Below are 11,311 nucleotides of genomic sequence, written 5' to 3'. Positions count from 1 at the left end.
AGGTTGCCCCACACCGGGATCAGCAGGACGAGCATCCCGATGATCGGGACCACGATCCACAGCACCGGGTTCTTCGCGACACCGGCGCGGCGCAGCTTGAAGAACTGCACGACGAGGGCGAGGTTCGTCACGAAGTACATGACGACGACGCCGAAGATGCCGAGGGTCGGCAGCACGCTGCCCGCCTCCGCCGGGTCCGCGAACTGCATCACGCAGCCGAGCACGAGGCTGGGCACGACGAACGCGATCGCCGCGACCCACGGCGTGCCGAACCGCGGGTGCAGCCGGTCGAGGGCGGCCGGCCAGAGCCGCCCGCGGGCGCCGGCGAACAGCACGCGCGCGGTCTGCGTGTTCGCGGAGATGTAGGAGGAGGTGAGGCTGACGAGGAACACCGCGACCAGGAACGGCACCGCGAAGGCGCTGGACACGTGGAGGAACCGCACGGTCGCCGTCGCGAACGGGTTCGGGTCCTTCGCGAAGTCGCCGACCTTGCTGACGCCGAACGCGGAGATGACCGCGTAGGAGCCGAGCACGTAGAGGAAGCCGCTGATGAGCACGGATCCCACGAGCCCGATCGGCACGTTCCGCCTCGGGTTGTCGGTCTCCTCCGCGAGCGGCGCGGAGGCCTCGAACCCGCCGAAGGCGACGACGGCGAGCCCGAAGGTGATGAACACGTTCGTCGCCTCGGTCCCGCTCGGCCACGTGAACGGTGCGGAGGAGAGCCCCTCCGCTCCGCCCTGCAGCACGACCGCGAGGCTGATGACGAGCAGTACCGCGACCTCGATCAGGTACAGCACGACCGTGACGCGCACGCCGAACTGCAGCCCGATGATCACCGGCACGGTGACGATCACCCCGTAGACGAGCGTGACCAGGACGGTCAGGAGGTTCGTGCCGGCGCCGGTCGCGGTGATGCCGAACACGTTCGCGACGATGTACTGCCCCGCGAAGATGTAGATCCCGCCGAACGTGATCATGTAGCCGACGATCGTGATCACGCCGATGGCGGTCGCGACGCGGACGCCGAGCGCCCGGCTGATGTACGTGACGAACGAGCCGGCGCTCGGGTAGACGCTCGAGAACTGCGCGAGGCTCAGCGCCGTCGCGAGCATCCCGACCATGGAGATCAGGAACACGAGCGGTACGGACGGCCCGGCGAGCGACGCCATCACCGCCGTGGTGAAGAACAGGTTGAACGCGGGCGCGATCTGCGCGACGCCGGGCATCAGCACGCCGAGCGCGCCGAGCTTCTTCGTGGGCTCCGGGCTGTCGGAGCGGATGGTGGTGCTCATCGGGCATCTCCTTCGATGCGGTCGAGGAACGAGATGAAGGCGGCGTTGAAGGCGTCGGGGTGCTCCCAGACGCAGCCGTGGCCGCCGGCGGTGGTGGCCCACTGGGAGCCGGGGACGAGCTCGTGCAGGTCGTGCGAGAGCGCGGTCGGGATGAGGACGTCCTCCTCCCCCGCCAGCACGAGGGACGGCACGGCCAGCGAGCCGATCCGGTCCGTCGTGTCGTGCTGCTGGATGACGGCGAGCTGCGCGAGATAGGCCGGGATCGGCATGTTCATGTACTTCATGCCGGTCTCGAACTCGGCGAGCTCGTCGCCGCGGGTGCGGAAGAAGTCCTGCGTGAACGCCCACAGGGTGACGTCCCGCATGACGGTCGGCACGCCCATGACGGGCGCGATGGTCTCCCAGAAGGCGAACATGCGCGAGCAGAAGGGACCGGGCGCGGCGTAGGTGCACGCCATCGTCACGGACTTCAGGTCGGCGCCGTACTTGAGCGCGTACTCCTGCACGATCATCCCGCCCATGGAGACGCCCATGAGGTGGAAGTCGTGGATCCCGAGCTCGTCCACGAGCGCCTTGGTGTCGTCGGCGAGCAGCTCGGAGGTGTACGGCCCAGCGGGCTTCGACGTCGCGCCGACGCCGCGGTTGTCGAAGGTGAGGACGCGGTAGCCCGCCTCGAGGAGCGCGGGGGTCTGGTAGGCCCAGGTCTCCTTCTCGTCGGCGAGGCCGTTGACGAGCACGACGGTGCGGTCGCCCTCGCCTTCCAGGGTGTAGTCGATGTCGATGCCGTTGACACTCGCGGTGGGCATCAGGCTCCTTCGGTCGGGGGTGCGGTGGTGGTGGGGGTGGTGCCGGAGGTGGTGCGGTCGTGGAGCTCGTTGAGGAGCTCCTCGGTGAGGGCGAAGTGCTCGCGGGCGAGGCGTGCGGCGCGGTCCGGGTCGCGGTCGAGCACCGCACCGGCGAGCGCCGCGTGCTGCTCGACGGCCCGGCGGCGCACGTCCTCGCTGAAGGGCTCCCCGTGGAAGCCGAGCCCGACCTCGTGCTGCAGCCGCATGCTCAGCTCGGCGAGCTGCCGGTTGTGCGTCGCGGCGGCGATCGACTGGTGCACCTCGAGGTCCGCGAGCCGGGAGGCGTTGCGGTCGGTGCCCGCCGCGCGGTACGCCTCGACGGCCAGGCGGATGCGCGGCTCGTCCTCCGGCACGATCCGCTGCGCGGCGGTGCGGGCGATCTGCTGCTCGACGAGGGAGCGGAAGTCGAGGGTCTCCTGCAGCGTCCCCCAGCTCTCGCCGAGCGCGCGGCGCACGCCGGAGTCGGAGGCCGGACCCCATTGGGAGAGCACGAACGTGCCGCCCGCTCGGCCGCGCTGCACGCGCACGTAGCCGAGCGCCGCGAGCCGCGAGATCGCCTCCCGGACGGTGGTCTGGCTGACCTCGAGCATCGCGGCGAGCTCGGGCAGGCTGGGCAGCTTCTGGCCGACGACGAACTGCCCGAGCGCGAACGCGGTGATGAATCGGTCCGCGATCCGCGCCGCGGCGGTCTCGGCGATCAGCGGTCGCAGCGCGGCGACCTCGGACCTGCGGGTGTCGCTCATCGGGTCCGCTCCCCCAGCTCGTCGGCGAGGAACCGGGCGAGGGTCCTCGCGCCGTCGACGATGCTCGCGAGCTCCACCCCCTCGTCCACGCCGTGCATGTTCACGACCCGCGGGCCGTAGGCGAGGGCGGGGATGCCGCCCTGGTTGACGTAGTAGCGGGCGTCGGTCGTCGCGCCGATCGCGACCGCCTTCGGGGCGTCGCCGTGGACCTCCTGATGCGCGGCCGCGAAGCGCTGCACGAACGGGTGCGCGGGGTCCTGGGTGTACCGCTCGGCGCGGTAGCCGTTCAGTCGCAGCGCGGGCGGGTGCGCGGCGAGCCACGGATCGCCCTGGGTCGCGTCCGTGATCGCTGCGCGGACCTGCTCGAGCGCCTCCTCCGGGCTCCAGGAGGCGGGGTGCCCGACGCGGACACCGATCCGGGCGGCCTCCGGGACGCTCGAGGCCCAGGAGCCGGCCTCGAAGCGGCCGATGTTCACGAGGTAGGGCCGCTCGAGGGCCGCGAACACCGGATCGGGATCCGCGTGGCGGTCGTCGTTCATGCGCGCTTCGAGCCGGCGGAGCCCGGCGAGCACGGACTCGGCCGCGAGGATCGGGTTCACGGCGTGCGCCGACGCCTCCGCATGCCCAGCGCGGCCCTCGATGACGATCTCGATCCAGACGATCGCGATGCCCGCGAGCAGCAGCTCGAGCTCGGTCGGTTCGAGCAGCACCGCCGCGTCGGCGGTCACGCCGGCCCGGAGGGAGGCGAGCGCGCCGTTGCCCGTGCACTCCTCCTCGATGACCGCGACGAGGGTGAGGTCGCCGCGCTGCCACCCGGGCCGCGTCGCGTCGAGGGCGCGGATGGCGAGCAGCCCCATCGCGAAACCGCACTTCATGTCGCCGGCGCCGCGGCCGTAGAGCCAGCCGTCGCGCCGCACGGGCTCGAACGGCGGCGAGGTCCACCCTCCCGCGTCCTCGACGGGCACAACGTCGATGTGGCCGTTCAGCAGGAGCGTCGGGGCCGCGGGATCCGAGCCGCGCCGACGCGCAACGAGGTCGTAGCGCCCGGCGTAGGACGTCTGCGGCACGCCCGCGAGGGGATCGTCGGCGATGGACTCCGAGATCGGCAACCGCTCGACCGTGAAGCCGAGGGCCTCGAGGGCTGCAGCGAGGACCTCCTCCGCCTCCTGCTCCCTGCCGACCGTGCTGTCGGCGCGGACGAGGGCCTCGAGCTGCGCGAACGCGTCCTCCGCGAACGCCGAGATCGCCGCGTCGAGCCGCTCCATCGCACCTCCTGCAAAACAACCAACGGTTGGTGGTTTGCACTGTAGTGCGGGACGTGGCATGAGCGGAAGGGGTGTCCTGGGCATGCCGCGCACGCACACCACGGGTCCCGCGCCCTGAGGACGCGGGACCCGTGGCGATGCGGATCAGTGGTGATGCCGTGGGACGACGATCACGGTGCCGACCATGCCCATCGAGTCGTGCAGGGCGCAGATGTAGTGGTAGACGCCGGGCTTGACGAACCGGACACGGAAGGTGCTCCCGGGCACCTGGATGCCGGAGCTGAGCTGACCGCCGTGGAACCACCGCGGGTTGCCGACGGGCGCGAAGATGTTCGCCGGCTCCTTCCCGAAGGTCACCGTGTGCGGCGCGCCCATCCCGATGTTCGCCCACGTCACGGTCTGCCACTGGCGGACACGGACGGTCGGGTACACGAAGCGCATCACCATCGCGGTGCCGTCATCGTTGCCCTCGATCACGCGGCGGGAGCTCGCCTGGTGCTTCGTCGCAGCCCAGAGCCGATACCCGTCAGCCAGGACGGCCTTGCCCTGCCACGCGGCCTGACGGTCGTACTGCGCCTGCGTGTAAGGCAGGTGCGACCACCGCGGGCGGACGTGGATCGTGCCCCGCATCGCGACGCCGTGGACGAGGCAGTAGTACGTGTAGGTGCCCGGGCGCCCGAACGACAGCCGGTAGTCCCGGACCGTGGTCATCCCGAGCACCGGCCCCGTCTCCGTCGTCAGCACGCCGGAGTTGAAGTAGTGGCCCGGGCGGTACCACTCGCCGCCCTGCTTGGTCGTCTGGAGCGGGTTCGTCGGGTCGAACGGCTTCAGCTGCTGGTGGGCCGCGAGGAACGTGACGGTGTGGATCTCCGTCGAGCCGGCGGTCCAGCGGACCGCGTCGCCCGAGTGGATCCAGATGTTCGACGGCAGGTACCGCATGCCCTGGATCGCCTTGTCGGCCGACTCGTTGCCGACCTGCACGCTCCATGTGGTGGCGTGGTGCCTCGGATGATGCGTCGACGTGGGGAGCGCTGCGCCGGTCACGGACAGGGGCAGCACGATCGCGGCGATCGCCGCGACGAAGGCGGTCAGCAGTCGCAGCCACTTGGGCTGCGACGAGACCGGTGTCGTTGTGGTCATCGATCAGACCTTTCTGGTCGTCGGCGCCGGGCATGCCGGCGCGGGGAAGGGGTGGGGTGGCGCCGTCGACCTGCGCGGGGCGGCGGAGCCGCGGTGAGGTCGGCGGGAGCGGCCGGGCGGCGAGCGGACGGCTGGAAAACGGCGCACGGAAGGACCTCGCGTTCAGGTGGGCACTCGGGCCGCGCCCGCGGGTTCCCCTCCCGCCGCGCGTCCCGCTCGGACCGGCTCACGGTGCGTCGAGCGCGCCGACCTTGGTACGGACTAAAGGCCTACCCGGAATTCGCCCGGGCGCACCGATGACGGGCTCAGCCGAGCCAGCGGCGCCAGCGCGATTCCGGAGGGGGCGCCTCCCCCAGCGTCCGGGCGGCGCCGGCGAGGTCCTCAGCGGTGAGCACCGTCACGGCCTCCGCGTCGAGCGCGCCCGCGTCGAGGTCCGAACCCGCGAGCCGCATCGCCTGCCGGTTGATCGCCTGCTCGAACAGGGTGCGGGCGAAGCGGGCGTTGCCGGAGTCCTCACCACGCCGCATGCCCGCGAACACCCGGTGCAGCACCTCCTGCGCCCCTGGCGCGAGCGCGTACCGGTGGTCGACGACGATCGCGGCGAAGATCGCCTCGAGCTCCGCGGTCGAGTAGTCGGGGAAGTCGATCTCGCGCGCGAACCGCGACCGCAGGCCGGGGTTCGAGAGCAGGAACCGCTCCATCAGCCGCGGATACCCGGCGACGATGACGACGAGGCGGTGGCGGTGGTCCTCCATGCGCTTCAGGAGGACCTCGATCGCCTCCGGGCCGAAGTCCATCCGGCCCTCCCCCTCCGGCGAGAGGGAGTACGCCTCGTCGATGAACAGCACCCCGTCGAGCGCGCGGCGGATCACCCGGTCGGTCTTGATGGCGGTCGAGCCGACGTATTGGCCCACGAGCCCGGCGCGGTCGACCTCGACGAGATGCCCCTTCGAGAGCAGGCCGACCGCGCGGAACATCTCGGCGAGCAGCCGCGCCACGGTCGTCTTGCCCGTGCCCGGGTTGCCGAGGAACACGAGGTGCTGACTGGTCGCCGCCTCCGGCAGGCCGTGCCGCTTCCGTTGCGCCTGCACCTGGAGGAAGGCGACGAGCCCGCGCACCTGCTCCTTGACGTCGTCGAGCCCGACGAGCGCGTCGAGCTCAGCGAGCAGCACCGGCAGCGATCGCGCCGGCGCGGGCCGGTCGAGTACCCCGCCCACGAGCTCCTCCACCCGCTCGAGGCCCGGTCGCTGCAGCTGCTCCCGGAGGCGGTCGGCTGCGACCTGTCGGGCGGCGCTCAGCGGGCTGCGGGGTCGGGACACCGGCGAAGCCTACGAGCGCGACCCGACGCGAGCGCGTGTTCGCCCGCGACCGGTCACCCGACCGGGTCGCAGGAATGGTTCTGACGTCGAACCCTCGGGGATCTCCCACGGAAGAAGCCTGAACATGTTCTGCAGGTCCTCTATCCGAAGTCGAAGGAGACGTCGATGAGCCAGCAGGACGAACCGACGCGGGCGCCCGCCCGCCCGGGTCCGTACATCGCGGTCGCGGTGATCCTGGCGGCGGGCATCGTGCTGCCGCTGGTCGTCCCGATCTACGCGCGGCAGGCGCCCTCGTTCATCGGGTTGCCGTTCTTCTACTGGTACCAGATGCTCTGGGTCGTCATCGAAGCCGTGCTGCTGCTGATCTGCTACCGCATCCTCCGGGCGGAGGACCGCAGGCGACGGGCGGCGCTCACCGGCGGTGCCGCTTCCGAGCGGGAGGCCCGGTCGTGATGCACTCGGTGCTGGCCGCCCCGCCCGCACGCCCGGTCGAGGGCGTCGCGCTGACGGTGGTGATCGTGATCTTCGTCGCCGTCGCGGTGCTCGGCTTCGTGGCCGCCCGATGGCGGCGTGCACCGTCGGCGGCCGGCCTGAAGTCCCTCGACGAGTGGGGCCTCGGCGGTCGCGGATTCGGCAGCTGGGTCACCTGGTTCCTCCTCGGCGGTGACCTCTACACGGCGTACACGTTCATCGCGGTGCCCGCCGCGATGTGGGCGACGGGGGCCGTCAGCGGCTTCTTCGCCGTGCCGTACACGGTCGTGCTCTATCCGATCGTGTTCCTGCTCATGGGACGGCTCTGGTCCGTCTCGCACCGCCACGGCTTCGTCACCCCGGCGGACTTCGTCGGCGGCCGCTACGGCAGCCGGGCGCTCTCCCTCGTCGTCGCCGTCACCGGCATCGTCGCGACGATGCCGTACATCGCGCTGCAGCTCGTCGGCATCAAGGCCGTGCTCACGGTGCTCGGCATCGGCGGAGGCGGCAATCCGTTCGTGCAGGACCTGCCGCTGATCATCGCGTTCGTCGTGCTCGCGGCCTACACCTACACGGCGGGCCTCCGGGCGCCCGCGCTCATCGCGGTGGTGAAGGACCTCCTGATCTACCTGGCCGTGATCGTCGCGATCATCTACCTGCCGATCCACTTCGGCGGGTTCGACAGCATCTTCGCCGCGGCGGGCAAGAAGCTCGCCACGCCGAACCCCGTTACCGGCCTGCCGGCCGGTGCGGTGATCCCCGGCGCGCAGAGCTTCAACGCCTACTGGACGCTGGCGCTCGGCTCCGCGATGGCGCTGTTCATGTACCCGCACTCGATCACGGGCGTGCTCGCGACCAAGAGCCGGAACACGATCCGCCGCAACGCGGTCGTGCTGCCGCTCTACACGCTCATGCTCGGCTTCCTGTGCCTGCTCGGGTTCGTGGCGATCAAGGCAGGGACGAAGCCGATCGACGTCAACGGCGCTGTGAACCCGCAGCTGGTCGTGCCGCAGCTGTTCCTCGACAGCTTCCCCTCCTGGTTCGCGGGCATCGCCCTGGCCGCGATCGCGGTCGGCGCGCTCGTGCCGGCGGCGATCATGTCGATCGCCGCGTCGAACCTCTTCACCCGGAACGTCTACCGCGACTTCTTCCGCCCGGACGCGGACGCGGCCAGCCAGGCCCGGGTGTCGAAGCTCGTCTCGCTGCTCGTGAAGTTCGGCGCGCTGATCTTCGTGATCGGCATGGACCAGTCGTCGGCGATCAACCTCCAGCTGCTCGGCGGCATCTGGATCCTCCAGACGTTCCCCGCGATCGTCGCGGGCCTGTACACCCGCTGGTTCGACCGGTGGGCGCTCGTGGCCGGCTGGGCGGTCGGGATCGTCTACGGCACGATCGCCGCCTACTCGGTCGTGAACCCCGTGACGCACGCGCACTTCGGAGGCTCGATCGCCCCGGCACCCCTGTTCGGCACGCCGGTGTACATCGGCATCACCGCATTCGTGCTGAACGCGATCGTCGCGGTGCTGCTGACCCTCCTGCTGCGGGCGCTGCACGTGACCCCCGGCGCGGACGTGACGATGCCGAGCGACTACGGCGCCGACGAGCACGACCCGAAGGTGGGCGCGATCGAGGCGCGGGCGTCGAGGGCGCAGCCGCCCGTCACGCAGCCGCCGGTGTAGGCGCGATCGATCGGCCATCGCCCCCGCATCCGGGCGAGCGGAGGATTGCCTCCGTGACCGGTGACCCCCGCTTCTTCGTCGTCCAGGACTTCTCGACCGAGTCGGGTGTCGTGCTGCCGGAGGCGCGCCTCGCGTACCGCACGTTCGGCTCGCCGGACGCGGCTCGCGGGGCGGTGCTCGTGCCGTCGCACTTCATGGCCGGGTCGGCGGACAACGACTTCCCCATCGGCGAGGGCCTCGCGCTCGACCCCGCCGAGTGGTTCGTCATCGCCACGGACCTCCTCGGCAACGGGGTCTCCTCCTCCCCCAGCACCACGCCTCCCCCGTTCGACGGCCCGCGCTTCCCGGTCACGACGATCCGCGACACGGTCGCGCTCATCCGGCGGCTGCTGACTGAGGAGCTCGGCGTCGACCACCTCGCCGCGGTCGTCGGCTTCTCGATGGGTGCGCAGCAGGCGTTCCAGCTCGCGGTCAGTGCGCCGGGCTTCGTCGACCGGGTCGTCGCGCTCGCCGGCACCGCGCGCTGCTACCCGCACGGGGTCGCCCGGCTCGAGGGTCAGCTCGCGGCGCTCTTCGCCGACCCCACCTTCGCGGGCGGCGAGTACGCCCAGCAGCCCGTCGCGGGCATCCAGGCGTTCGGCACCGTCTGGGCGGCCTGGCTGTACTCACAGCAGTGGTGGCGGGACGAGCTGTGGCGGGAGGCGGACCCGGAGGCGACGTTCGAGTCGACGATGGCCGAGTTCCGAGACGACTTCCTCCCCGGCGCGGACGCGAACGACGTCGTCCTCCACTGCCGCACCTGGCAGCAGCACGACGTCGGCACGACGCCCGGGTTCGACGGCGACACCGCGGCGGCGCTCGCTTCCATCGACGTACCGGTGCTCGTGATGCCCGGCGAGACCGACCTCTACTTCCCGGTCGGCGACGCCCGCCTGGAGGCGCGGAGCATCCCGAACGTGACCTTCCTCCCGATCCCGTCGCTGTGGGGCCACCCGGCCGGCGCCGGTGCGAGCCCGGCGGACGCCGCGTTCGTGAACCACGCCGTCCGCCGGTTCCTCGCCAATGAGCCGATCCCGGAGGCGGAGGACCTCACCACCCGGTAGCGGCGCCGCTCAGTACCGCGCGCCGACCACCGCGTCGGCGATCCCGTCGAGCTCCTCGAGCGCCGCCTGGTCGAGGACGACGTCGAGCGCGCCGACGTTCTGCTCGAGCCGGTGCACGCGCTTCGTGCCGGGGATCGGCACCACAGGGACCCCGAGGCGGTCGTGCTGCGCGGACACCCACGCGAGTGCGACTTGCGCGGGCGCGGCGCCGAGCCGATCGGCGACCGCGCGCACGCGGTCCGCGATCGCCTGGTTCGCCTCCCACGCGTCGCCGGTGAACCGGGAGTTGCGGGCCCGGAAGTCCTTCGCGTCGAACGTGGCCGGTCGACCGTGCCGGTGAGGAACCCGCGCCCGAGCGGCGAGTAGGGCACGAGTCCGATCCTGAGCTCGGCCATGGCCGGAGCGATCGCCTCGACGTCGCGGGTCCAGAGCGAGTACTCGCTCTGCACCGCGGTGACCGGGTGCACGGCATGCGCGCGGCGCAGCAGCGACTCGTCGACCTCGCTGAGGCCGATGTGCCGGATCTTCCCCTCCTGGATCAGCTCGGCCATGGCGCCGACCGTCTCCTCGATCTCGGCGTTCTGCGCGGGGCGGTGCAGGTAGTACAGGTCGATCGTCTCGATGCCGAGGCGCAGCAGCGACGACTCCGCCTGCCGCTTCACGTACGAGCGCTCCCCGCGGAGCACCCGGTGGTCGTCGCCCGCCGTCCGGTCGATGCCGAACTTCGTCGCGATCTGGAACTCGTCGCGGCGCCCGGCGATGGCGCGCCCCACGAGCACCTCGTTGTGGCCGTCGCCGTACACGTTCGCGGTGTCGAGGAACGTGACCCCGAGCTCGAGCGCACGGTGGATCGTCGCGATCGACTCGTCCCAGTCGGCGGGCCCGTACCACTCGCTCATCCCCATGCAGCCGAGGCCCTGGGCCGAGACGTCGAGTCCGCCGAGGTCGATGCGTTCCATGTGCTGGTCCTCCCTGCGCCCGCAGCCGCGTCGGCGACCGGAGGCGATCGATGCGGCGAGGTTAGGGCCGGCCCGGTGCGAGCCTCCTGCACCGCCCGTCCTGAGCTGCCCGGTCGACCGCGTAGCGTCGCGGGCGTGAGCACCCTGCAGGAGGTCGGCGACCGGGACGGCTGGCGCTGCTGGCTCTGCGACGAGCCGGTCGACCCGGACATGAGCGTCAACGACCCGCGCGGCCCGAGCGTCGACTCGGTCACGAGCGCGAAGCCGAAGAAGGGCGCGGCCGTCCCGGAGCGGCTCGCGCACCGCGCCTGCAACACCCGCAAGGGCGCGGTGAAGGCGGTCGTCCCCTGGCCGTCGGACCTCTTCGTGATCGATCCCGCCCCGATCGTCGAGACGGTCGAGCGTCTCTCCCGCAAGGGCGGCCGCGAGGTCGTCGCCCGCTGCCCGAGCCGCGAGGACGCCGATCAGGCCGCCGACTGGCTGGTCGACCGCCTC

Annotated in this window: 11 protein-coding genes and 1 pseudogene; 4 read left to right on the top strand and 8 right to left on the bottom strand. The window is 71.5% G+C overall.

What is annotated here, in order from left to right:
* The 6 genes from ACTHLI_RS07920 to ACTHLI_RS07895 form a co-directional block, all read right to left on the bottom strand.
* The coding region (locus tag ACTHLI_RS07920; RefSeq protein WP_440182617.1) for an APC family permease at positions 1-1,292 on the bottom strand (1,292 nt) is incomplete at its 3' end.
* Positions 1,289-2,098 (bottom strand): alpha/beta hydrolase, encoded by an 810-nt coding sequence (locus tag ACTHLI_RS07915; RefSeq protein WP_440182616.1) that lies wholly within the window; start codon positions 2,096-2,098, stop codon positions 1,289-1,291. The genes ACTHLI_RS07920 and ACTHLI_RS07915, both read right to left, overlap by 4 nt.
* Positions 2,098-2,880 carry a FadR/GntR family transcriptional regulator gene (locus ACTHLI_RS07910; RefSeq protein WP_440182615.1) on the bottom strand — a complete coding sequence of 261 codons (783 nt, stop codon included), beginning with the start codon at positions 2,878-2,880 and terminating at the stop codon, positions 2,098-2,100. The genes ACTHLI_RS07915 and ACTHLI_RS07910 overlap by 1 nt, the downstream gene beginning before the upstream one ends.
* Positions 2,877-4,145: a M20/M25/M40 family metallo-hydrolase gene (locus tag ACTHLI_RS07905; RefSeq protein WP_440182614.1), complete on the bottom strand. Its 1,269-nt coding sequence runs from the start codon at positions 4,143-4,145 to the stop codon at positions 2,877-2,879. Before ACTHLI_RS07905 ends, ACTHLI_RS07910 begins: the two co-directional genes overlap by 4 nt.
* 144 nt (positions 4,146-4,289) lie before the next feature.
* Positions 4,290-5,285 (bottom strand): cupredoxin domain-containing protein, encoded by a 996-nt coding sequence (locus ACTHLI_RS07900; protein ID WP_440182613.1) that lies wholly within the window; start codon positions 5,283-5,285, stop codon positions 4,290-4,292.
* A 305-nt stretch (positions 5,286-5,590) separates the two neighbouring features.
* Complete coding sequence (locus ACTHLI_RS07895) at positions 5,591-6,604, bottom strand: AAA family ATPase (RefSeq protein ID WP_440182612.1); 1,014 nt, start codon at positions 6,602-6,604, stop codon at positions 5,591-5,593.
* A gap of 165 nt (positions 6,605-6,769) precedes the next feature.
* Here ACTHLI_RS07895 and ACTHLI_RS07890 point away from each other — a divergent pair, with 165 nt between their 5' ends.
* Genes ACTHLI_RS07890 through ACTHLI_RS07880 form a run of 3 tightly spaced genes read left to right on the top strand, consistent with a single transcriptional unit; the run spans position 6,770 to position 9,857 of the window.
* Entirely contained in the window at positions 6,770-7,057 is a 288-nt protein-coding gene (locus tag ACTHLI_RS07890; protein ID WP_440182611.1) for a DUF3311 domain-containing protein, read from the top strand.
* Positions 7,057-8,754: a monocarboxylate uptake permease MctP gene (mctP, locus tag ACTHLI_RS07885; RefSeq protein WP_440182610.1), complete on the top strand. Its 1,698-nt coding sequence runs from the start codon at positions 7,057-7,059 to the stop codon at positions 8,752-8,754. The genes ACTHLI_RS07890 and mctP overlap by 1 nt, the downstream gene beginning before the upstream one ends.
* Positions 8,755-8,807: 53 nt before the next feature.
* The gene (locus ACTHLI_RS07880; protein WP_440182609.1) at positions 8,808-9,857 is read left to right on the top strand and encodes an alpha/beta fold hydrolase; all 1,050 of its coding nucleotides are present in this window, start codon (positions 8,808-8,810) and stop codon (positions 9,855-9,857) included.
* 9 nt (positions 9,858-9,866) lie between these two features.
* On the opposite strand, the gene ACTHLI_RS07875 is transcribed toward ACTHLI_RS07880, so the two are convergent.
* Positions 9,867-10,103, bottom strand: a complete 237-nt coding sequence (locus tag ACTHLI_RS07875; protein WP_440182618.1) for an aldo/keto reductase — start codon at positions 10,101-10,103, stop codon at positions 9,867-9,869.
* A 113-nt stretch (positions 10,104-10,216) separates the two neighbouring features.
* Positions 10,217-10,756, bottom strand: a pseudogene (locus tag ACTHLI_RS07870) (aldo/keto reductase); the annotation flags it as partial.
* Positions 10,757-10,951: 195 nt separating this feature from the next.
* Here ACTHLI_RS07870 and ACTHLI_RS07865 point away from each other — a divergent pair.
* Positions 10,952-11,311: hypothetical protein (locus ACTHLI_RS07865; protein ID WP_440182608.1), on the top strand; the 360-nt coding region annotated here is incomplete at its 3' end.

It is taken from the genome of Amnibacterium sp. (assembly GCF_051956055.1).
Taxonomy (GTDB): Bacteria; Actinomycetota; Actinomycetes; order Actinomycetales; family Microbacteriaceae; genus Amnibacterium.
Note: the sequence above shows the minus strand (reverse complement) of the source record. Positions and strands in the feature narration are given on the sequence as shown.